Here is a 19,289-nt window from a genome sequence, read left to right as displayed (position 1 = left end):
GGATTGTCGCGAGGCCACGCGGCGCGGACACTGACGCTCATATCTTGCCGCTACGCGCATAGTCGCCGATCACGCGCTCCAGCACGGCGAGCGGCATGGCGCCGGACAAGAGGCCCGCGTCGTGAAATTTACGCAGGTCGAAAGTCGGCCCGAGCGCGCGGCGCGCCTCGTCGCGCAGACGCAGCCAAGTGAGCTTGCCGACCATATAGCTGCAAGCCTGGCCGGGCCAGACGCAGTATCGCTCGACCTCGGTGGCCGCGACGCTCGGCGTGTCGCCGAGCGTCTCCACGAAATAGTCGATCGCCTGCTCGCGGCTCCAGCCTTTGGTATGCAGTCCCGTGTCGACGACGAGCCGGACAGCGCGGAACAGCGCCGCCTGCAATTGTCCGACATGACCGAGCGGATCATCGTCATAGAGGCCCATTTCGACGGCGAGCTGCTCGGAATAGAGCGCCCAGCCTTCGCCATAGCTCGAGAACCAGATGATCTTGCGCAGCAGCGGCAAGTCCGAGACTTCATTGGCCAGCGTGATCTGCAAATGATGTCCCGGGATCGATTCGTGGAAGGTCAGCGTCGGCAGCCTCCAACGGGCGTGCTCGGCCGTGTCGCGCAGATTGATGTAATAGGCGCCGGGACGGGCGCCGTCGAGCGATCCCGGCTCGTAGTAGCCGCTCGGCGTCGCGAGCTCGATCTCCTTCGGCACGCGGCGGATTTCGACGGGCGCTTTGGGCAGCGCGCCGAAATAATTGGAGAGCTTTCCCTGCACGACCACGACCTTGCGATTGAGATCGCCGATCAGCCGCTCCTTGCCGGCGTCCGTGTTCTCATAGAGGAATTGCGGGTCCGCACGCAGCGCCGCGAGCCTGCGGCCGACCGGCCCCCCGGGAACACCCTGGGCGTCGAGCAGAGCCGCGATCTCCGAAGACAATCGCGCGACGAGATCCAGTCCGGTCCGGTGGATTTCCTCCGGCGCGAGAGTCGACGTCGTATTGTCCTTCAAGGACAGGCGGTAGAACGCCTCGCCCTCGGGAAGCCGCGCGACGCCTGCCGTATGGACGGCGCGCGGCAGCAGCTCTCGAATATAATTCGCCTGCCGCTCGAGCGCCGGAAGAATGCGGCGCCCATAGACCGCCTCGGCGCGGCTCTCCCATTCGCCGATAAGGGACTTTTCGGCGGCGCGGCGCGCTAGCGAGCGCACGAGCGTCGACTTTTCCGCCGGCGTGCGTAGAAGCGTCGTCAGCTGCGTCAGCGCTTTCTCGATGACGAAATCCGGCGGGATCACGCCGGCGCCGACGTCGTGCTTCGAGAGCTCCAGCTCCTCGTCGAGTAGAACGGCGAAAGCCTCGAGGCGCGCGAGATAGAATTCGGCATCCTCGACCGTGTCGATGCGATGCTTCTTGTCCAGAAAATCCGGGACCCAGCGATAGGAGCCGCTCAATTGGCTGAGCACATAGGGCTCGCCGGCGCCGCCGCCCCCGTAATCGAAGTTACGGTCGGCCTCGGCGCGAATATCGAGGGTGAAGAGAAGCGTGTCATAGCCGACCGCGTCCACGCCCGAGAGAGCGGAGCGGTCGATGCGACGCAACTCCTCGAGAGCGCGCGCGGCCTCGGCGGCGTCGCGCGCGACGGAGGCCGGAGACCGCTCTCCGAGCTTTCCCTTGGCGGCGGCGAGCTCGCCTTTGTCGAGGCCGAGACTCGTGACCAGCGTCGGATCTCGCCGCAGGCGCTGCTGCGCGAGCTTCTCGAAGAGATCGCGAAGGATCGCGTTCGCTCGCGACCCTGCGGTTGCGGATGTGTCGCCGAAGGCGGGCAGCGCGCGCGCTGTCGCGGCGGCGGCCGCGCCAGCGAGAAGATCACGGCGGTGGAGCATTTGAAAACCCTCGATCAAATGAAAAGGAAGACGGTTGCGTCACGGTCAGAATGGCAGTGGCGCGAGGTCGGGCTCGACCCAGGCTCGCCGGGCGGAGACGCCGAACAGCGTGTCGCGACGCCAATACGATAACAGCCAGTCGGGATTGCCGAGCGGAGACGCCATGAGAGATCGAAGCGCCGCGTGAAGCGGCGCGTCGGCGTCATGATCATTCAAATGGTTCGCAGCGGCGCGCATCGAAGCGAGCGTGATCGTATGATGGTAGCCGCCGGCATCCGTATTGGCCGTGTTCGTCGCCTCGTTATAGAGCGTTATGAGCTCGCGGATTTCGATGGGCGTCGCCAGCTCGGGCCTGTACCGCAGAAGCCAGAGCGCCAAAGCAAAATGGCCGGCATGGGTCCATTGCTCTTTCGGCAGGCTTCGATCGAGGATGCGCACGGCGAGCCGTTCGATGGAAGCGTCGTCGGATAAGGCCATCGCCGTGGTCCTCTGGCGGACGGCCGCACCCGCGCGCGGAATCGGCCGATCGCTCTTTTAATCGAACATATTTCGCCGGGCCGGCCCCGATTGACAGGACCACGGAGATTTAGTCTACTAACATTGTATATTAATGTCGAGCCCGTCAGCGGCGTGAAGTCGGCGAGAATACGGATTCCTTGGCTGAATATCGCCGCCGTGGCAGCCTCTGTGCTGGCGATCGCCGCGATCGTCATCACGAATGTCGAAGGCAAGTCGACGCCATCCCGCGGACTACCATCTGGGACCTCGCCCGTCGCTACGCGTCGCGTAGGTGAAGGGATTGGGGGCGACATAGACGGCCCCGCTTTCCTGTGCATTGCGCCACGCGGAAACTCTCGGGATTCCCGGAAAACTCAGTCGAGTGATTGACGACGAAGCCGACGACCTGTCCTTCGACCAGCAGACACCGGCCATCCCCCGACCGGTTTCTCCCGGATGACGGAGACCGGCTCGCCGACCTGTCGGAGGAAGAGATCGGAAAGCAGCTAGACTCTACCTATCACCTGCCGCACCGAAAACCTGTCCGACGAATTGAGCAAAAATTGCGCTCGGATCCAAACCCATCGCTCTCACGAGTTCGACAAATTCGACGACATCCAGACGACGTTCGCCACGCTCGCATTTCGAAACGAAGGATTGCGTCTGCCCGATTCGTTCGGCGAGTTCGGCCTGGGTGAGCCCGGCGCGCTCTCGCGCCGCGATCATCACGGCCAGAAGATCCTTGTAGGCTTTGCTGTGGACCGAGCGGCCCATGCCGGGCTGCTCCGGTTGTGAAAGGCAACCCAGGAAATAAAGTCTCTTTCCGACTAGTCCAAAATCGACTATCATTCCTTCCTGCCATTCTGACCCCGAGCCGTCGACCAGCGCCGATTGCAAAAATGCATCGCCCATCCCCAGGGAGCGATAGCGCTCCCGGCAACGGCCTTTCTCGATTACTCAGCCACGAACAGGATGGCCCGAGGCATTGATGTTCGACAGCTTGTTTGGAGGAGAATTTGTTGTGGGTGAACGAATAATTCTGGTCGACGTGGACCGTCCCGGCGAAGCGCTCGAAGTCGAAGTCATCTCGAGCGACGAAGCAGCTCTGAAGCTGGCGGTGCCAAACACTAATGTTCAATTCAGATTGCTGCGTCGTGCCCGCGACGCGCCATACGAAGGATCGCTCGGCGGACGCAACTTTTGTTTCGTGCCGCCTCGCGCGGGGGCGGGAAAAGCGGTTGCGCTAACTGGCAGAAAGTAGCGCGCTGCCGCCGCGTTCGAGCGCTTCGGCGCGTGCAGCTATGACGCCTCGTAAGAGGCGCCCGACTCTTTGTCGACGCTGGGCTTCGCCGATCGAGCCGAAGGTGGCTTGGCCTGGTCACAGCGCGAAACCGCCGCGCGTTAGCACAAGGTGTAGCTCGACCGAGAAACGTTCGGGATCGGCGAACCACTCGGATGCATCTTCGAGACGATGGTTTCGTTGCCCCGGACACGGTTGCTCCTGGCCCGACCGACCCGTCGTGCACTGTCATTCGGCGCCTGGCGCCGGGGGGCGATCTGTCGAGCAGTCCTGGGCGTTCTCATTGCGCCCCTTCGGTGGTCCTCTCCGCTTCGCGCATGCGGCTCGGCGGGAGGTTGTGATGACGCCCCCAGGCGCGACGTAACTGGCGAGCCGAAGCGAAGCCAGCGCGTTCGGCGATCGTCTCCATGTCGAGACGCGAGTTGGTCAAGAGCTCCCGCGCCAGCGCGACGCGCATGCGGCTCACATAATCGGTGACGCTCATGCCCGCATGCGCGTTGAATAGGCGGGAGAGGTTACGCGGGCTCGTCGCTGATGCGCGCGCTAGCTGTTCGACCGACCACACGCGCGAAGGATCGGCGGCGATGACGTCCTGAGCTCGGTGAATGACGGGGTGGATGTGATTGCGGCCTTCGAGCCAGGGCGAGAGCTGCGGGTCGTCGCCGCCGCGCCGCAGATAGACGACGAGATGGCGCGCCACGGCGAGCGCTGTCGCATGTCCGGCCATTTGCGCGACGATGTGGAGCATGAGGTCGACGCCCGCCGTCACGCCGGCGCTAGTGAAGCGCTCGCCGTCCTCGACATAGAGGCGATTCTCGCGGACGCGCGCCGCAGACGCGAGGCGCGCGAGCTCGGCGACGCAGGCGTGATGAGTCGTGCAGTCATGGCCGTCGAGCAGGCCGGCGCGCGCGGCGAGCAGCGCGCCCGAGCAGATCGACACGAGACGAACCCCAGGCCGCACCGTGCACGTGAGCCAATCGACGATCGCCGACTCGTGAACGGCGTCCTCGTCGCGGCCTCCGCCCGCACCCGCGAGCGGCTCCTCGACGCTGCCGGGAACGACGACCAGCGCGCCATCCGGCAGACGATCCGGCAGCGGCGCCACGCCGGCGATCTCGAGGCCGATAGAGCTGCCGACGCTCGGCGCGGGACCGACATAAACAACCCTAAAGCGGACCGCATCCTGTTCGAGATTCGCCTTGCGCAAAACCTCGATCGGCCCCGCGACGTCGAGCAGCAACAGGCGCGGCGGCGCGACGACGAAGACGTCGATGTCCTTCGTCCTCGGGCGGTCGCTAGACCGCGATCGCTTCCGGGCGCCCAAGCAGAGCCTCCTCGACCGACGCGATGCGCGCGAAACGTCCCGCCAGCACCAGTTCCGTGCGCGCCCGGATTTCAGCGGAGCTCCATTCGCGTCCAGCGGCGTCGGTCATCGGAAAGGTCAACGTCGCCTCGCCGACAAAATCGACCGCATAGCCGAGGTCCGAGGCGTGGCGCGTCGTCGTCTCGCAGCATTGTTCCGTGCGAATGCCGGAGACGATGAGGCGGCGCACGCCGTTCTCGATTAGCCAGACGTCGAGCCCGCTGCCGACGAGGGCGCTGTGCCTTCGCTTGCGGAAGATCGCATCCGGCGCAATAGCGAGCGGCTCCAGCGTCCTCACGAAGCCGGAGTTCTCTGCGAATGGTCCGGAATCGGCGACATGGAAGACCTGGACGATCGGGATCGCGGCGGCTTTCGCTCCGTCGATCAATGCTTGGAGACGGCCGACGAAAGGCCGCGCATCGTCGTCCCGCCAATAGGGACGCCGACGAAAGGATTCCTGAGCGTCGACGACGACGAGCGCCGTGTCCGAAGCGGACATTTCGATCCTCCCAATTCGTTGAATTGAGAACATCTTACGCTCTATGATCCAAAGCGAAAGACCCTATCTGGACACGAAGCGGACAATTCGCGCCACGCTGCCTTCGAGTTGCGGCTCGATAGACCGAAACGATCTCCTTGTCGGAGCCGATCGCGATCTCGCCGAACTCTCCCAATCCTTCGCTTCGCCCCATCACATTGGTCCCGATGAGCCAGATCTGCGTGATCCTCTTCGGCGGCTCGCCGCCGACCGCCTTGCGATAGTTTTCGGAGACGTCGCGCGACTCCGCGAGCCATTCGCCGAGATCGCCGCTCCCGGAGCGTGCCACGAGATGCGTCTCGCGGGTCGCCCAGGTGGGAAACGGACAGCGAAAGCTCGCGCCGACCGGCAGGCTGGAACTCCAGAAGTAGGTGAGGTCCTGGCCGTTGTCGAACTTCACCGCTATGCTGATGTAGTCATGGGTGAAGACGGCGTTTTCCGCGCTCCGCGAAGGCAGCCTGTCGAGCTTCCACTTCCATCGCAGCGTCGTCCCCGGCGTGAACTCCTTCGCGACCTCCTTTTGCAGCACCGCTATGTCGTTGCCCGTATGCAGCTCATTCCGCGGCTGCGGTCCCCCGCGCCGTCGCGCAGCTCGCGGAACATTTCCGCAAAGCCGAGAATGCGCCATCCGGTGGGAGCGAGCGGCCCGACAACCTCTCTCTAGCGGGCGAGCTCCGCCGCCGCCCAGGCGGGCGCATCGGCCCGCTCCGCGAGGCGCCGGAGTTCCTGCGCGGGAACGCCGCCCGGGCTCCAACGAATGAGCGCGACGCGTATGACCCCGCCAGCGTCGGGATCGGTCGGCGACGAGCCGCCGACATAGGCGCCACGCTCGTCCTGCCACAGGCCGTTCCAATGTCGAAGCTGCAGCGAGCCGGCGTTCACCGCCGTGAAAGTGATCGTGTCGCGCGCCTGCCGCCGCATCGGCGAAGGAGAATCCGTCACAACCGCGGCGCACGAATCGAGCTTCTTCGATACGGCCCATTTCGCCCATAAGTTTCGGCGCGCCTTCGGAAAGAAGTTCGAAAAATCTTGCCGCCACATCCAGCGGCTCGGGCGAGTCCCGGCCGACGGAAAAATCGACCGTCGGTAAACGGAGTCTCATGAACGCCTCACGCAGCAGAGCAAAGGGCGCGCTTCGATTTCTTCGTCCCTGCGGAGCCGATGAAACAAATCTCGATCGATCCCCGCCGTCCAGAACGGCTCATGCGCCGACGCCATCGGCTGCAGCTCCAATATAGGCGGGGCTTTCGAGACTTCCGACCAGATCGGCCCCCTCGGCCGGGAGCGACAGCTGCGCGTCCAAATCCGACGCTACGTCAAGAAAACGCGCGCGGACGGCCGATGTAAATTCGTTCACGCGTTCTATGGTGTCGAATACCTCGGGCGCATCGGATCTCACCATATTCACCGCTTCCAAGAGAAGCTCATAGCTTCTGGTCGTGAGGCACGTCGGAAGGGGCTCCATCCGGGTTATCGCTTTCGCGAGAAAATGCGTGAGCCCCTGTACCACCGCGACCTCACGATCGTGATCTTCCGGAGTCGTGATGATCACGCGAAGACCAAAAGCACGTTTGAGGAAGGCTGCAAATCGATAGACGGATCTTCCGCGTATCGGGCACACGGCGATCTTCAGACCACGTGTTCCGTCGCGCATGCTCTGCGGGCCGAACAGCGGATGCGTGGCGATGATCTCATCGTGGTTCGCGAGCGCATCCAACATGATCCTTACCGCTTCCCCCTTGACGGAGCAGACGTCCACTGACGTGCCCCTGAAAAATCCCACCAGCATCGATTAGAGTCCGACCGATTGCAGGACGGACACGATGAAGAAGAAACGGTTCACGGAAGAGCAGATCATCGGGATTTTGCGGGAGCAGGAAGCCGGCGCGAAGGCGGCGGACCTCGCGCGCAAATACGCGGTTTCGGAGACGACGCTCTACAATTGGAAGGCCAAATTCGGCGGGATGGACGTTTCCGAGGCCAAGCGGCTGAAGGCGCTGGAGGAGGAAAATGCCCGTCTGAAGAAACTCTTGGCCGATCAGATGCTCGATGCGGCGGCGCTTCGCGAGCTCCTGGCAAAAAAATGGTAGGGCCCGCCTCGAGCGCGAAGCCGTCGCGCACCTTCAGGCCGTCATGGGCCTGTCGGAACGTCGGGCCTGCCGGATCGTCGCGATCGATCGCAAGACGGCGCGCTACACGTCGACACGCCCGGCCGACGCCGAGCTTCGAGCCGAGCTGCGCGATCTCGCCAATGCGCGGCGGCGCTTCGGCTATCGGCGGCTGTTCATCTTGCTCCGGCAGCAGGGCGAGCGCTCGGGCAAGAACCGCATCTATCGGCTCTACCGCGAGGAAGGGCTGACGGTAAGGAAGCGCCGCGCGCGCCGCCGCGCCATGGGAACACGGGCGCCGATTCTCGTCGAGGCGAAGCCGAATGCCCGATGGTCTCTCGACTTCGTGCACGACCAGCTCGCCAGCGGCCGACGATTCCGCATCCTGAACATCGTCGACGACGTAACGCGTGAATGCCTGGCGGCGATCCCGGACACGTCGATCTCCGGCAAGCGGGTGGCGCGCGAGCTGTCCGCGCTGATCGAAAGGCGCGGCAAGCCCGGCATGATCGTTTCCGACAATGGGACGGAGTTCACCTCGAACGCCGTCCTGTCCTGGTCGGAGGAGAACAAGGTGGAGTGGCATTTCATCATGCCGGGCAGCCGATGCAGAACGGCTTCTGTGAGAGCTTCAACGGCCGCATGCGGGACGAGCTGCTCAACGAGACGCTGTTCTTCGGCCTCGACCACGCGAGAGAGAAGATCCGCTCTTGGATTCACGATTATAACCACCGGCGCCCGCACTCTTCCCTCGGCTATGCGACACCGGCGGACTATGCGGCCGCGCTCACCGCAACAGGCGATCGGCTGCGCAACCCGGACCAGCTCCGCCGATCGCCTGTTGCTCACCCCACGCCCGCGGGCGTATCAACCGCCGGGACTCAACTCGCCGCTGGATGAAACTTCGGGGGCAGGTCATGCGCGACGAGCGTGTAATGAATGACACAGCTTACGCGGCGATCACTGCGCTATTCCGGCTGCTCTGTTGCCGGTGATCATAACCATTAAAAATTTGCGACGGAGCCGGCCGACGATACGGATCGACTCTCAGCAATGCCAGAGTCGATCGCCGAACTTCGTCAGCGCCACGAGGCTCATCGAGCGCCCCATCGTCAAGAAAAGCTCCGCCAAAGGTCGTATCCAGGGTCGCGGCGCGCGTCTTTTCACCTGGACTCGCCGCTTGCGGACGCGTTTGACGCTCGTCGATAAGTGTACAAACGCTTCCGGTCCGAGGCAGGCGCGAATTGAATCCGCCCGCGTCTCTAGTCGCGTTTCGATATATCGCACGAGGCTCTCGAACTGCTGAAAGTCTGGATGGTCCACATAGGATTTTTGCAGGCAAACGAGCGCGCCGACATAGCGATCCGTGCCGAGGCGCTCCGCGAGCTCGTCGACATCGCCGATCAGACGATCCACGACCGCGCGCCAGGCGAAATACTCGGCTCTGAAAGCCTTGAAGGGCGCCGCGCTATGGACGCCGCAGAGTTCAGCAAAGCGGCCATAATTGTAATTAGTGATGATTATGCTGACCAACGGCAAGAAGCCTGCGAGCTCGCGGCCGGACGCGCGCGGGTTCGAAAGATGGCGCACTTTGTTGTCGCCATCTTCTATCTTCTGAAATTGCGCAAAATTTTCCAACATGACCAACTCTACCCTTCAGATTGCCCCCGCCTAGATCGCGTCCCGCATCCATGCGAGCACGGCGACTTCAACGTCGCAAGATCGGCGATCCGGCGTTGACCGTCGGCTCGCGATAAGGGACGGCCGAAATTCCAAAGTTCCGCCCGTACTGCTGGCGTATGGCCGGCAGGTTGACGACGCCGGTCTTCAGGTCGGACGATCGAGCGTCTACGGGAGGAGCCTCGATGATCGGGCGGACGCGCTCGACGTCGCGCCTCAGCCGTCGATTGAGGCAGCCGAAAGCCAGGTCGCCGCCGATTTGAACGTCGACGCAGGTTCGAGCTTCAGCCATCGGCGGCGCTGCGCCGCCGATGATAATTTCTCCGTTCGGCGTCGCGACATCGTTCGCATGACACGGCGCGACGAGCGGCATCATCAGAATAGCGATACCGAGACATCTCATGTTTCGTCCCTTCGAACGATTGATATGTAGCCACGGCCGCCGACGAGAGGCCTCACCGCAACCGCACGGCGTTTGCGTTCGCTTGTATGACGATATGATCGAGGCGCGTGTTGATCGCGTCGAAATCGGGCTCGGCGCGGCGGGATGCCGCAAGACAGTTTCGACGACATTCGGCGACGAGCGCCGAGCGGAGGCGAGACGGCGCCGCGTCGCCGAAAGTGGCGATCGGCACGATTCCGGCGACCGGATAGCCGCGCGCCATGAGCTTGGCGCGCACGGCGAGGCAATAATCGACGGAGCGATGCGAAAAGCGCGTCTCTCCATGGCCTGCGCGATATTTCATGACCGCCGTGCAGAGATCGCCGCCAGCGAGCCGCCAAGCGCCCGCGAGATATTTCACGCCGTAGCGAATATTGGTCTCGGGAACGGCGAGCCCCTCCATCCGACCTTCAAATCCCAGCGCTCGCGCCGTCGAGGGCAGCACTTGCATGAGGCCGATCTCGCCGACCGAGCCTAGGGCGCTGGGATCATAGCCGCTCTCGACGGCCATGACGGCGTCGGCGATCTCGCCCGGCATTCCGGCGCGGCGCGCTTCGCTTTCGGCCAGCGCGCGATAGACGGCTGGCGAGCCCGGCCGCGCCGCCGCCGCTTCCGGCGCCTTCGCCGAGCTTCGATCGCTCGTCTCTTCGGCCGCGAGAGGCGAGGCGACCGCGAGCGCGCCGAGCATCGCCGCGGCGAGCAGGCGAGCCGCGCGCGCTTCGGCCGCGCTCCGGCTATGCGTCCCGCCGCTCAATTCTTCGCCTGCAGCGATAGTTTCAAATGCAGCGGCTGCGCCATGTCGGCCGGCGGCGGCGCGCCCACCTCCTGTCGCGTCAAAAGCGCGCGCAACGCCTCTGCATCCGCGGGATCGAATCCCTCCAAATCGACGCGCTCGACCGTCCCGTTCGCCAAAATCCAGAGACGCGCCACGATGGTCGACGGCGAGGCGTTCTGCTGCGAGTGCGCTTCCAGGGACATTCGCAGCCGACGGGTCTGCTCGCTGTCCTGGCCGAGCCAGTCCTGAACCCGGCGCCCGACGAGCAATGCGTAATCCCGCCATGCGGCGGGAGCGCCGTCCGCCGAGTGGTAGGCGGCGGCCTGCGCCGGCACGGCTCCGTGGAGCAAGCTCGTAGCGAGGATCCCGAGTCCGAGCCGTTTCGCGAGAGCTTCCGTCAATCTATAGAGCGGCGATCGTCTGTGTTGCGACATTGCGACTCTCGTCGTCTCGTGAATATGCCCGCATGCGGGCGCGATCTATTCACGAGACGATGCGCGAGAGCCAAACCCGAAGCGTCACCATAAAAATTCTTTCGAAAGTTTAGCGCTGTGCATTCGTGCGCGCGGTCTTCGTCGTGACGCGCCTCGTTTCGAACATGGCGAATGTCTTGCTGCGCTCATCCTGCCCAAAAATGATCCGCGTCGGTTCTATCCGTGTTATTTTCCAACCATTTATATCGTCACCGACGCGAGCGGCGCGAACCTTGTCCATCGGATTGGGCCGGATGAAAGCGCGCGTTCCTTGCGCGTCGGTCAGCACGCCGAGCAGCACGACGGCGGGCGGCTCGGGCGGGGGCGGCGGCGGCTCGGCCTCGCGATGCGCCGTCGGAGTCGGCGGCGGCCGGCGGCTCGGCGAGAACAACGGGCGATCGCGCGTCGCGGCAAAACGCTCGAGCGGCTGGCGCGCCAGCGGATTGGCGTCGACGTGGGCCGGCGTCTCCTGCGCGGGGACATGCGAGGCGGCGAGAAGGGCTAGAGCGACGAGCAGCGAGCGTCTCATGACGCCGTCCGGCGCCAATGGGCGCGAAGGTTCAAGGTGACGCGCAGAAGCGGCTGCGAGCCGCCGCGTCGCGCCCCGTCCAGCGGCTGGAGCGAGAACGCCTCGACGAAGACATAAGGCGTCCCCGCCTCCAGCTCATAGAGCAGCGCCTGCAGCGCCGAGAGCTCCATGTCGAAGGTCGCCTGCAATTGGACGGCGTCGGCCGCCTCCTTGCCCATCGGCGGCGGGGCGTTGGACGAGGTCAGAGCGGCGTGCTGGGCCGCGACGAGGCGCGTGACATAGGCCTGCAATTGCGCGCCGGCGAGCGCCGCGGTCGGCGCCGCGAGAAACGCCGCCTCGGGCGCGACGGCCCGGTCTCCCGGGCCGCCGGCGCGCTTTTGCGCCGCTTCGAGCCGCGCCAGCGCGTCGCGACGCTGGGCGTTCTCCTCGGCCGCGCCGCCACGCCCCCCGAGCGCGAACAGCGCCGCGCCCCCGCAGACGAGGACGAGCCCCGCCAGCGCGCCGAGCGCCGCGCCTTCTTCGCGATTTATCCGAAGATCGAGCCGCATCGCATCATCCTCCCGCTGGAGTGAGGCGCGCCGCGACACGCGCCTCTATGCTGAATGTGAAGAGCCTGCCGTCGGGGCCCCGCGTGGTCGGCGCAGAGAAACGCACCTGCGACAATGGCCCGGAGGCTTCGAATGCGGCGATCAGCGCCGGCGTGTCCTCGGCGAGGCCGATGAGCCGAAGCTTGTCCGCCTCGAACCGGAGCTCGGTCAGATAAGCGCTGTCCGGCAGGCTGCGCGATAGCGATTCGAGGAGATGAACGGCGGAAATCGACGTTTCCTTGCGCGCCCAGGCGCGCTGCTGCAGGGGGAGCGCCGCTATGATCCGCGGGTCCTCGCCGGCACGCGCCTGCTTCTGCATCGCGCGCGCGCGCGCCGTCAGCGTTTCATTATCGTCTTGCAGCGAGGCCGCGGAGATCGCAGCCCAGAGGCCCACGATGGCGCAGATCGCCACATAAGCGGCGACGCCGCCGCCTATGGCGAGGCGCAGACGCCCCCGTCCCTGCGCCGCCTGCCGCATATTGCGGGACCACAGGACCACGGAAGCCTCGCCGCCCTGCGTCGCGACGACCCTGTCGACCGTGAGGCCGCGAGCGGCGAGCTCCGCGCAGGCCGCGTCGACCTCGCCGCGCGAAACAATAGAGACGCGCACGTCGAGGCTGCCCTTCTGCGCGCCGGGCGCGGCGGCGAGCCCGTAGACGATCTCCGCGACCGGCCAGGGCGACAGGCGATCGAGCCGATTGTCGACGACGCCGCTCATGAACTCCCGCGCCTTTTCCGGCAGCGTGATGCGGCGCGTCACAATGCGCTCCTGCGGCCATTCGAGCAGCACGATCTCTCTGCGCGCGCGGCGTCGAGTCTCCTCGGGAAAGGCCCCCGCCTCCGCGGCCACGAACACCGGCGCGCCGGGATCCGCGCCGGAGCGAAGGCGAAAGCCGCCGGTCTCGCGGGAAACGAGAAGAGCTCCGCGACCGCGCCAAATCTCGTGCAGACGTTCGGCGAGCTGCGCCAGCACGTCGATCCAATGAATGAGGAAATCTGCGCCGAACATGAATTTCACTCGAAAAGCCGGCGTTCGCCGGCGTCGATCGGCGTCGGCTTCTGCTCGAAGAAGAGCACACGATAAGGCTGTCGATCCTTCGGCAATATGACAATGACCGCTTCCGCCGCCGCCGCATATCCATCCGCGAGGGCGACCGTGATCCGCAGCCGCGCCACCGAACGGGTCGCGAGCTTGGCGTAGCGGGCGGCCGGCCCGAGAATCTGCTCGATCCGCGCCGGCTCGATCGGAGAAACGCTCCGCGCTTCGAGCAGCTGCTCGACTTTGGCCTCGGTCATCTCGGGCAAGGCGCGCAGAATCTGCGGCGGCGCCGTCGCGGCGTTCACCGTCTCGGCGCCGAAGACGGTCACATAGGGAGCAACGAGGCCCACATAGGCCAAGGTCACGGCGGGGATCTGCGCCAATTGATCGACATTGGTGAAGACCTGCTCCAAATCCCGCTTTTCCGGAGGCTTCTCGCCCGGCTGCGGCTTCGCCGCGCCGGGGTTTTCGCCTTGCTGCGGCGGCGGTTCGGCGGCCGCTTTCTGAGCGGCCGTCTTCACCTGACCGTCGCGCCACAGCACGATGGCGCGAGCGACCTCACCGGCGTCGGACGCGCCGACCTCGGCGAAGAGCGAAGCGAAAACCTCCACCGGCGCCTTGTTGATGTCGATCCGGCCGAGCTCGTCGCCGAGCCGCACACGCGCGATGCCGGTCGCGAGGGAAATGCGCGTCTCCACCGGCGTCAACGGCCGCCCATGATATTTGGCGAGAAGGTCCGCCCCGGCTTCCAACCCCGCGGTGAACAGCGCCTCCGCCTGCACGCGATCTCTATCGATGGCGAGAACGCCGGCGAAACCGCGAAACCCCGTCCCCGCCGCCATGGCGAGGGTCGAAAGCAGCGCGATCGTCCACAGCACGGCGACGAGCACCACGCCGCGGCGCCGATCTAGGCGGGAGACGTTTCTCATGTCGGTTCCTTCGGCGGTTCCGAAGCTTTCTTCTCGCTCGGCGCAGCGGTCTTGCCTGGCATGCAGTCGGCCCCCTCGCGCGCGCAGGCGGCGGGCGCGTCGGCCCATAGGACGAATTGCGCGCCGGCGGCGAGATCGGCGCCGGTCACCGGGTCGGCGAGCCGCAAGCGCACGACGCGCGGCAATTCGGTCTCCCCCTTCCAGCTGTCGGTCCAGGCGAGCGCGCCGCGCGCATCCATGCGCGCGAAGTCGAATGAAATGTCGTATCGGCCTTCGAGCAGCACCACTGCGTCTCCCGCCGCCTCGGCGAGAAGGCCGGCGCTCGGACCGAGCCAGACGGAGCGCCGGCGCACCAGCCGCGTCACGCCGTCGCGCAGCGGCTCGACCTCGAGAGTCAGCGCTTCCTCCCGCGCAGCGCGGGCGCCGACGGCGCTCCCGGTGACGAAGACGATGCGCCCCGGCCCTCCCTCGAAAGCGACGGGCGTCGCCCTTTTTTCCTTGTCCTTCGGAGCCGATCCGCGGTCGGGCGGCCGCTCGTCCCTTTCCGTGGTCCCAGCGACGAAGCGCGCGGCGCCGAAATCGCGCGACAGACGATCCATCGCCAGCGCGAAACGCTCCGCCTCATTCACGCCGAGCGCCCCGCGATCGAAATAGAGCGCGACATGATGGACGAGCGCCGCCGCTCCGAAGATGATCGCGGCGGCGACGGCGAGCGCGGCCAACGTCTCCACGAGGGTGAAGCCGGCGCGACACCCTCTTTCGCCCAGCGAGCGGTTTCTGGCCATCATGTGCTCCTATCGCTCTTTTGCGAGACGGATCGTCTCGGCGGCGATCGACTGGCCCTCGCCCCAGGAGACGCGCGCCTCGACCCGATAGGCCGCCCATTTCGGCGCGTCACTCTCGTCCTTTTCCTTCGCTTTCTCGTCCTTTCCAGGAGGCGGATCGTCGAAGACCGGCGTGTCGAGAAAGATCGGCTTTGCGGCGATCCGCCAGCGAAAGCCGCCGGTCTCGCCATCCTGCGTTTTTGCGCCGCCCTCGCGGTCGAAAGGCGCCTCGATGAGTGAGCGCAACAGAAGCGCCGCATTCACCCGCCCCTTGCCGCTCGCCAGAATGCGCCGCCCTTGAAAAAGATGCGGGCCGAGCGCGCCGGCGAAGGCGACGAGCACAGCGAGAGCGACCAGCGCCTCGATGAGCGTGAAGCCCGCGCGCCGGCGCTTCGCGTCACGGCGCATGGATCGATACGCCTCCGGTGAACCAATCGATGCGCACCTCATAGCGTACGCTTTCCCGCTCGAAGGCGAGCGCCGCTCCCGTGGACGCGCCATCCGGCTCGAAGCGGACCACCGGCCGCAACGAGCCCGCGCCGCCGTCGACGCCGAGCAGCGCCACTGCGACATCGGCGGGGACGCGCACCGAGCCGCCGCTCTCGCCCAGCAACGCGCGCTTCTCGCCGTCCAGCGCCACATGACGGGGCCTGCCGCTCATCATCGCGCCGAGCCGCTCGCGCCGCAGCAGCGCCGCCACGTCGATCGCCAGCGCCTTCAGCCGCGCCCGGCCGGACCCCGGCGCCAGCGTCACGGCGAGAGCCGAAATCAGGGCGATGATCATCATTACCGCCATCATCTCGATCAGCGTGAAACCGGCCCGTCGCTCAATGGTCCGCATTGGCGACATTGGGATGTTCTATGTTCGAAATATCGGCCGCGGTTCCGACGCCGCCCTCCTGACCGTCAGAGCCGAGGGACATGATTTCGTAAGGCGGATTATGGTCGACGGGGAAGCGATATTGATAGGGCTTGCCCCAGGGATCATTGGGAACGCGCCCGCCTTTCACATATGGCCCGCTCCACACGTCGACGTCGCTCGGACGCTGGACGAGAGCGGCGAGCCCTTCGGAAGCGGAAGGATAGCGGCCGGCGTCGATATAGAAGAGATCGAGCGCGGAGGCGAAGCTCTCGATCTGAAGCTTTGCCGTCTTGACCCGCGACTCGCCGAGATAATTCAGCACGCGCGGGCCGACGAGTCCGAGAATGAGGCTGATGATCGTCAGCACGACGAGCATCTCGACGAGAGTATAGCCGGGACTCGCAGCGCGAAGCAGGCGTTCCGCGCGCTCGGGAGGACACATTCTCTTCATAGGGCGAGCTCCGTTATGCTGAGAAGCGCGCTCATAATGGAAACAACGAGCGCGCCGACGATGACGCTGACAAAAATAATAGCGATCGGTCCGATCGCTCCCATGAGACGGTCGAGGCCGAGATTCAGCCTATGCTCATAGAACTGCGCCGCATGGGCGGCGATCGAGGCGAGATCGCCCGTCTCCTCGCCGACGCGCAACATTCTGACGGCGAGCGAAGGCAGCAAGTCCGTCTCGGCGAGCGCCTCCGCGAAGCGCCGACCGCTGCGCACCTGCGCGAGCACTTTGTCGATCGCGGTGATCGCCCCCGGATCCGCGACGATGTCGCGCAGGATTTTCAACGCCGTCGGCAGCGGGACGCCATTGCCGACGAGAAGACCGAGAGCGCTGATGAGGCGCGTCGTACGTGCGTCTCGCATCGGCCCGGCGACGCCCGGCACTCTCGCGAGAACCGCGATCGACTGGACGCGCGCTTCTTTTCGGCTGAAGATCAGCCAGAGAAAAAAGGCCAAGGCCGCGCAGCCGGCGAGGAATGAATAGAGATTGGCGTGCAGCCACGCCGAAGCCGCCAGCACAAAGGCCGCGCCGCCGTTGAGACGATCCCCGATGTCTTTGAAGACAGGCTCGAATTGCGGCACGACATACACCAGGAAAAAAAACAGGATGAGAACAGCCGAGCCGATGAGAAACAAAGGATAGCGAATGGCGGAATTGATCCGCTCGCCGAGCAGCTCCTTGCGGGCGCGATCCTCGACGATGGCGCGCAGCACGGGCTCCAGCCGGCCCGACGCCTCGCCGGCGCGCACCATGGCGACATACGCCGGCTCGATGATCGCCGGATGACGCTCGAGCGCCTCGGCGAAACTATCGCCCGCGGAAATCGTCGCGCGAAGCGCCTCGGCGAAACGCATCATCGGCTTGCTCGCATCCTCCGCCAGCGTTTGCAACCCCGCTTCCAAAGTCAGGCGAGAGCCGATCAGCAGCGCCAATTGCCGAAGGAAAATCGTGACGTCGCGCGCCGGCGGCGGTTGGACGCTCCCCGAAAGCGCGCCGACCCGGCCTTTGCCCGCGAGCTCTGCCTCTATGGGCATATGGCCGAGATATTCGATGCGACGAAGAACTTCCTCGCGAGTCGGGGCCTCGACTTCGCCCGAAACCACCTCGCCGGCCGGCGTCACTGCGCGATAACGAAACTGCGGCATAGGATCACATGCTCATGGTGACGCGGAAGACTTCGTCGATCGTGGTGAGGCCAGCGCGGCATTTGGCGACGCCGTCTTGTGTCATGGACGTCATGCCTTCGCCACGCGCGACCTTCTCGAGCTCGCTCGCATCGGTCTTGGGTCCGATCGCCGCGCGCAGCGTGGGGGAGGCCTCTATGACCTCGAACACGCCACGGCGGCCGCGGAAGCCAGTGTAATTGCACCATTCGCAACCCTTGGGGCGATGCAGCATCTCGCCTGCCACGAAGCCGAGCGAGGCATAGCGCGCGTCCTCCGCAATATCCTGCGCCGTCAGCGCATGTGACTGCTTGCAATCTGGACAGAGGATGCGCACGAGGCGCTGGCCGATGATCGCGCGAACGCTCGAGGCGAGCAGAAAGCTCTCGACGCCCATGTCGATGAGACGGGTGATCGCGCCCGCCGCCGTATTGGTGTGCAGCGTCGTGAGCACGAGATGGCCGGTGAGCGCGGCGTGGACGCCGATATGCGCCGTCTCGGCGTCGCGCATCTCGCCGACCATGATGACGTCGGGGTCCTGGCGCAGAAAAGCGCGCAGCGCCATCGCGAAGGTCAACCCGATACCGGGATGGACCTGCGTCTGATTGACGCCGGGAACCTGATATTCGACCGGATCCTCGATCGTCAGAATTTTCCGCGTCGGCTCGTTGATCTCGGCGAGCGAGGCGGCGAGCGTCGTCGTCTTGCCGGAGCCGGTCGGCCCGGTCACGATGATCATGCCGAATGGCGCCTGGAGATTTCGTTTCAAGATATCGCCGTCGCGCTGCGACAAGCCGATCTGATCGAGCGCGACGACGCCCGAACCCTTGCGTAGCAGACGGATGACGGCGCCCTCTCCATAGAGGCTGGGCATCGTCGCGACGCGCAGATCGATCTCGGCGCCGGCGACGACGATGCGCGCCCGCCCGTCTTGCGGCAGGCGCCGCTCCGTGATGTTGAGTCCGGCCATGATCTTGAGGCGGGAGAGCAGCCCCTTGGCCATGCTCATCGGCGGCGCCGGCGTCGCTTTCAAGAGGCCGTCAATGCGCAATCGCGCCTGCAACGTTCCGGCGAAGGGCTCGATATGCAGATCCGTGGCGCGCTGCTCTACAGCGAGTCGCAGCAGATCGTCGAGAGCGCGCACGACGGGCGCGCCACGCGCGAGATCGCGCAGATCGTCGAGATCGTCGGAGCCGGCCTCGGCGATCTCCGTCGCGGGCGCCGCCTGCTCTTGCCCGCATGCCGCCGCGAGGGCGGCGTCGATCTCGTCTGCGGTCGCCACCGCGATTTTTGCCTTGCGCTCCAGCGCGGTCTCGATGGCGAGCAGTGTCTCCGCCTCCACTGGCGCGGCGACGCCCAGCAGCAGACAGCCGTCGTCGTCCACGAAGGGAAAGAGGCGCTCGTCTTTCAAGAAGCGACGTGAGAGACGCCCACCGGCGAAGTCATCAGCCGCGAGCTCGCCACGCTTGATACGCGCGCAGGCGTAGAAATCCGCGAGTTCGTCAGCGAAATCGGACGGCGTCAAACGGGTGAGGCTCGCCCAGTCGATCTCGCCGGCCATGTCGCGACCGCGCGCATTTTCGAGCGCTCCGGGCTCGCGCACGACGCCCTTTCGGGAAAGATGTTCGAAAAATGCATTTTGAGACATGAAAGACCGCCGAAGTCAGGGCATCGAGCAATCCTCTCGAGTAGAGCCGCCGGTTTTGACGGCGTCATGACGGCCGCGCGATCAGACGCCAGACTCCAGCCACGGTTTCGTTGCCCCTCTGTCACACAAGCGTGCGATTCCACTGCGACGTCA

The 19,289-nt window shown here is 65.3% G+C and carries 23 protein-coding genes and 1 pseudogene; 2 read left to right on the top strand and 22 right to left on the bottom strand.

Annotated features, from left to right (window positions below):
- Nucleotides 1–37 precede the first annotated feature (37 nt).
- The 3 genes from AC6IY7_RS15810 to AC6IY7_RS15800 form a co-directional block, all read right to left on the bottom strand.
- The gene (locus tag AC6IY7_RS15810; protein ID WP_497780365.1) at nt 38–1,870 is read right to left on the bottom strand and encodes a DUF885 domain-containing protein; all 1,833 of its coding nucleotides are present in this window, start codon (nt 1,868–1,870) and stop codon (nt 38–40) included.
- Nucleotides 1,871–1,915: 45 nt separating this feature from the next.
- Nucleotides 1,916–2,347, bottom strand: coding sequence for a hypothetical protein (locus AC6IY7_RS15805; RefSeq protein WP_497780364.1), 432 nt, complete (start codon nt 2,345–2,347; stop codon nt 1,916–1,918).
- A 534-nt stretch (nt 2,348–2,881) separates the two neighbouring features.
- A complete protein-coding gene (locus AC6IY7_RS15800) occupies nt 2,882–3,280 on the bottom strand; it encodes a helix-turn-helix domain-containing protein (RefSeq protein ID WP_497780363.1) in 399 nt (132 codons plus the stop codon).
- 76 nt (nt 3,281–3,356) lie between these two features.
- On the opposite strand from AC6IY7_RS15800, the gene AC6IY7_RS15795 reads away from it, so the two are divergent.
- The gene (locus AC6IY7_RS15795) at nt 3,357–3,629 is read left to right on the top strand and encodes a hypothetical protein (RefSeq protein WP_497780362.1); all 273 of its coding nucleotides are present in this window, start codon (nt 3,357–3,359) and stop codon (nt 3,627–3,629) included.
- A gap of 319 nt (nt 3,630–3,948) precedes the next feature.
- On the opposite strand, the gene AC6IY7_RS15790 is transcribed toward AC6IY7_RS15795, so the two are convergent.
- From AC6IY7_RS15790 to AC6IY7_RS15770, 5 genes are all read right to left on the bottom strand, one after another.
- Nucleotides 3,949–4,992 carry a GlxA family transcriptional regulator gene (locus AC6IY7_RS15790; RefSeq protein ID WP_497780361.1) on the bottom strand — a complete coding sequence of 348 codons (1,044 nt, stop codon included), beginning with the start codon at nt 4,990–4,992 and terminating at the stop codon, nt 3,949–3,951.
- Complete coding sequence (locus tag AC6IY7_RS15785) at nt 4,964–5,530, bottom strand: isochorismatase family protein (protein ID WP_497780360.1); 567 nt, start codon at nt 5,528–5,530, stop codon at nt 4,964–4,966. Before AC6IY7_RS15785 ends, AC6IY7_RS15790 begins: the two co-directional genes overlap by 29 nt.
- Nucleotides 5,531–5,564: 34 nt before the next feature.
- Nucleotides 5,565–6,098 carry a DUF3047 domain-containing protein gene (locus AC6IY7_RS15780; protein ID WP_497780359.1) on the bottom strand — a complete coding sequence of 178 codons (534 nt, stop codon included), beginning with the start codon at nt 6,096–6,098 and terminating at the stop codon, nt 5,565–5,567.
- A 131-nt stretch (nt 6,099–6,229) separates the two neighbouring features.
- Nucleotides 6,230–6,490: a hypothetical protein gene (locus AC6IY7_RS15775; protein ID WP_497780358.1), complete on the bottom strand. Its 261-nt coding sequence runs from the start codon at nt 6,488–6,490 to the stop codon at nt 6,230–6,232.
- Nucleotides 6,491–6,770: 280 nt separating this feature from the next.
- Complete coding sequence (locus AC6IY7_RS15770; protein ID WP_497780357.1) at nt 6,771–7,358, bottom strand: prephenate dehydrogenase/arogenate dehydrogenase family protein; 588 nt, start codon at nt 7,356–7,358, stop codon at nt 6,771–6,773.
- 34 nt (nt 7,359–7,392) lie between these two features.
- Between AC6IY7_RS15770 and AC6IY7_RS15765 the strand changes: the two are divergent.
- Nucleotides 7,393–8,577: pseudogene (locus AC6IY7_RS15765) on the top strand (IS3 family transposase).
- 147 nt (nt 8,578–8,724) lie between these two features.
- Here AC6IY7_RS15765 and AC6IY7_RS15760 read toward each other — a convergent pair.
- The 14 genes from AC6IY7_RS15760 to AC6IY7_RS15695 form a co-directional block, all read right to left on the bottom strand.
- Nucleotides 8,725–9,318, bottom strand: coding sequence for a hypothetical protein (locus tag AC6IY7_RS15760; RefSeq protein WP_497780356.1), 594 nt, complete (start codon nt 9,316–9,318; stop codon nt 8,725–8,727).
- Between the two features lie 67 nt (nt 9,319–9,385).
- The gene (locus tag AC6IY7_RS15755) at nt 9,386–9,733 is read right to left on the bottom strand and encodes a hypothetical protein (protein ID WP_497780355.1); all 348 of its coding nucleotides are present in this window, start codon (nt 9,731–9,733) and stop codon (nt 9,386–9,388) included.
- A gap of 79 nt (nt 9,734–9,812) precedes the next feature.
- On the bottom strand, nt 9,813–10,553 hold the full coding sequence (locus AC6IY7_RS15750; RefSeq protein ID WP_497780354.1) for a lytic transglycosylase domain-containing protein: 741 nt from the start codon (nt 10,551–10,553) through the stop codon (nt 9,813–9,815).
- On the bottom strand, nt 10,550–11,008 hold the full coding sequence (locus tag AC6IY7_RS15745; protein ID WP_497780353.1) for a hypothetical protein: 459 nt from the start codon (nt 11,006–11,008) through the stop codon (nt 10,550–10,552). Before AC6IY7_RS15745 ends, AC6IY7_RS15750 begins: the two co-directional genes overlap by 4 nt.
- A 109-nt stretch (nt 11,009–11,117) precedes the next feature.
- Nucleotides 11,118–11,576, bottom strand: coding sequence for a hypothetical protein (locus tag AC6IY7_RS15740; RefSeq protein ID WP_497780352.1), 459 nt, complete (start codon nt 11,574–11,576; stop codon nt 11,118–11,120).
- Nucleotides 11,573–12,124, bottom strand: a complete 552-nt coding sequence (gene gspM / locus AC6IY7_RS15735) for a type II secretion system protein GspM (RefSeq protein ID WP_497780351.1) — start codon at nt 12,122–12,124, stop codon at nt 11,573–11,575. Before gspM ends, AC6IY7_RS15740 begins: the two co-directional genes overlap by 4 nt.
- A gap of 4 nt (nt 12,125–12,128) precedes the next feature.
- Nucleotides 12,129–13,172 (bottom strand): PilN domain-containing protein, encoded by a 1,044-nt coding sequence (locus AC6IY7_RS15730; protein WP_497780350.1) that lies wholly within the window; start codon nt 13,170–13,172, stop codon nt 12,129–12,131.
- A gap of 5 nt (nt 13,173–13,177) precedes the next feature.
- Nucleotides 13,178–14,131, bottom strand: coding sequence for a type II secretion system minor pseudopilin (locus tag AC6IY7_RS15725; RefSeq protein WP_497780349.1), 954 nt, complete (start codon nt 14,129–14,131; stop codon nt 13,178–13,180).
- Complete coding sequence (locus AC6IY7_RS15720; RefSeq protein WP_497780348.1) at nt 14,128–14,919, bottom strand: prepilin-type N-terminal cleavage/methylation domain-containing protein; 792 nt, start codon at nt 14,917–14,919, stop codon at nt 14,128–14,130. The genes AC6IY7_RS15725 and AC6IY7_RS15720 overlap by 4 nt, the downstream gene beginning before the upstream one ends.
- A gap of 6 nt (nt 14,920–14,925) precedes the next feature.
- A complete protein-coding gene (locus AC6IY7_RS15715) occupies nt 14,926–15,363 on the bottom strand; it encodes a prepilin-type N-terminal cleavage/methylation domain-containing protein (protein ID WP_497780347.1) in 438 nt (145 codons plus the stop codon).
- Nucleotides 15,353–15,796, bottom strand: coding sequence for a prepilin-type N-terminal cleavage/methylation domain-containing protein (locus AC6IY7_RS15710; RefSeq protein WP_497782859.1), 444 nt, complete (start codon nt 15,794–15,796; stop codon nt 15,353–15,355). Before AC6IY7_RS15710 ends, AC6IY7_RS15715 begins: the two co-directional genes overlap by 11 nt.
- Nucleotides 15,783–16,268, bottom strand: coding sequence for a type II secretion system major pseudopilin GspG (gspG, locus tag AC6IY7_RS15705; RefSeq protein WP_026598264.1), 486 nt, complete (start codon nt 16,266–16,268; stop codon nt 15,783–15,785). The genes AC6IY7_RS15710 and gspG overlap by 14 nt, the downstream gene beginning before the upstream one ends.
- Nucleotides 16,265–17,470 carry a type II secretion system F family protein gene (locus tag AC6IY7_RS15700; RefSeq protein ID WP_497780346.1) on the bottom strand — a complete coding sequence of 402 codons (1,206 nt, stop codon included), beginning with the start codon at nt 17,468–17,470 and terminating at the stop codon, nt 16,265–16,267. The genes gspG and AC6IY7_RS15700 overlap by 4 nt, the downstream gene beginning before the upstream one ends.
- A gap of 4 nt (nt 17,471–17,474) precedes the next feature.
- Complete coding sequence (locus AC6IY7_RS15695; protein WP_497780345.1) at nt 17,475–19,136, bottom strand: GspE/PulE family protein; 1,662 nt, start codon at nt 19,134–19,136, stop codon at nt 17,475–17,477.
- Nucleotides 19,137–19,289 lie beyond the last annotated feature (153 nt).

The sequence above is a fragment of the Methylosinus sp. is20ea genome (assembly GCF_059718135.1).
The sequence above is the reverse complement of the archived record's forward strand: the minus strand, read 5'-3'. Positions and strand labels throughout refer to the sequence as shown.

Bases quoted from the DNA above. Each gene is read 5' to 3' on its own strand.
- AC6IY7_RS15810 (WP_497780365.1), bottom strand. From the start codon at position 1,870: ATGCTCCACCGCCGTGATCTTCTCGCTGGCGCGGCCGCCGCCGCGACA.
- AC6IY7_RS15805 (WP_497780364.1), bottom strand. From the start codon at position 2,347: ATGGCCTTATCCGACGACGCTTCCATCGAACGGCTCGCCGTGCGCATC.
- AC6IY7_RS15800 (WP_497780363.1), bottom strand. From the start codon at position 3,280: ATGGGCGATGCATTTTTGCAATCGGCGCTGGTCGACGGCTCGGGGTCA.
- AC6IY7_RS15795 (WP_497780362.1), top strand. From the start codon at position 3,357: ATGTTCGACAGCTTGTTTGGAGGAGAATTTGTTGTGGGTGAACGAATA.
- AC6IY7_RS15785 (WP_497780360.1), bottom strand. From the start codon at position 5,530: ATGTCCGCTTCGGACACGGCGCTCGTCGTCGTCGACGCTCAGGAATCC.
- AC6IY7_RS15775 (WP_497780358.1), bottom strand. From the start codon at position 6,490: ATGCGGCGGCAGGCGCGCGACACGATCACTTTCACGGCGGTGAACGCC.
- AC6IY7_RS15770 (WP_497780357.1), bottom strand. From the start codon at position 7,358: ATGCTGGTGGGATTTTTCAGGGGCACGTCAGTGGACGTCTGCTCCGTC.
- AC6IY7_RS15760 (WP_497780356.1), bottom strand. From the start codon at position 9,318: ATGTTGGAAAATTTTGCGCAATTTCAGAAGATAGAAGATGGCGACAAC.
- AC6IY7_RS15755 (WP_497780355.1), bottom strand. From the start codon at position 9,733: ATGATGCCGCTCGTCGCGCCGTGTCATGCGAACGATGTCGCGACGCCG.
- AC6IY7_RS15745 (WP_497780353.1), bottom strand. From the start codon at position 11,008: ATGTCGCAACACAGACGATCGCCGCTCTATAGATTGACGGAAGCTCTC.
- AC6IY7_RS15740 (WP_497780352.1), bottom strand. From the start codon at position 11,576: ATGAGACGCTCGCTGCTCGTCGCTCTAGCCCTTCTCGCCGCCTCGCAT.
- gspM (WP_497780351.1), bottom strand. From the start codon at position 12,124: ATGCGGCTCGATCTTCGGATAAATCGCGAAGAAGGCGCGGCGCTCGGC.
- AC6IY7_RS15730 (WP_497780350.1), bottom strand. From the start codon at position 13,172: ATGTTCGGCGCAGATTTCCTCATTCATTGGATCGACGTGCTGGCGCAG.
- AC6IY7_RS15725 (WP_497780349.1), bottom strand. From the start codon at position 14,131: ATGAGAAACGTCTCCCGCCTAGATCGGCGCCGCGGCGTGGTGCTCGTC.
- AC6IY7_RS15720 (WP_497780348.1), bottom strand. From the start codon at position 14,919: ATGATGGCCAGAAACCGCTCGCTGGGCGAAAGAGGGTGTCGCGCCGGC.
- AC6IY7_RS15715 (WP_497780347.1), bottom strand. From the start codon at position 15,363: ATGCGCCGTGACGCGAAGCGCCGGCGCGCGGGCTTCACGCTCATCGAG.
- AC6IY7_RS15710 (WP_497782859.1), bottom strand. From the start codon at position 15,796: ATGCGGACCATTGAGCGACGGGCCGGTTTCACGCTGATCGAGATGATG.
- gspG (WP_026598264.1), bottom strand. From the start codon at position 16,268: ATGAAGAGAATGTGTCCTCCCGAGCGCGCGGAACGCCTGCTTCGCGCT.
- AC6IY7_RS15700 (WP_497780346.1), bottom strand. From the start codon at position 17,470: ATGCCGCAGTTTCGTTATCGCGCAGTGACGCCGGCCGGCGAGGTGGTT.
- AC6IY7_RS15695 (WP_497780345.1), bottom strand. From the start codon at position 19,136: ATGTCTCAAAATGCATTTTTCGAACATCTTTCCCGAAAGGGCGTCGTG.